Raw genomic sequence first — 444 nt, 5'->3', positions numbered from 1 at the left:
TCGCCATTCTGGCTTTTGGCAGCCAGCGCCGGCGTGACCATGCTGCCAAAAGCCAGAATGGCGATGCCAGACTTGCCTTCGCGCAACAGGCGCCCCTTGCCCAGCGGCAGAGCGCACATGTCCTTGATGACTTCGGCGCCGCAGCCGGCACCGCGCGGATAGCGCACTGCGGTCGGGGTGTCGAGGGTGAAGGCCGTATACAGCATCTGGCGGCACTCGTTCTCGTCGGATGGCGCCATCACCGTCATGTTTGGAATGCAGCGCAGGAAGGACAAGTCAAACGCGCCGCCATGGGTCGGTCCGTCGGCGCCGACCAGACCGGCGCGGTCGATGGCGAACACCACTGGCAGGTTTTGTAGCGCCACATCATGGATCAGCTGGTCATAGCCGCGCTGCAAGAAGGTGGAATAGATGGCGACCACAGGCTTCATGCCGTCGCAAGCC

1 pseudogene is annotated in these 444 nt (G+C 63.5%); it reads right to left on the bottom strand.

Annotated elements, in window-relative coordinates:
- Positions 1-444: pseudogene (locus tag EGI20_RS19040) on the bottom strand (1-deoxy-D-xylulose-5-phosphate synthase); the annotation flags it as partial.

Source organism: Aquitalea sp. S1-19, from assembly GCF_024343515.1.
This window is presented reverse-complemented; position numbering and strand designations above follow the sequence as displayed.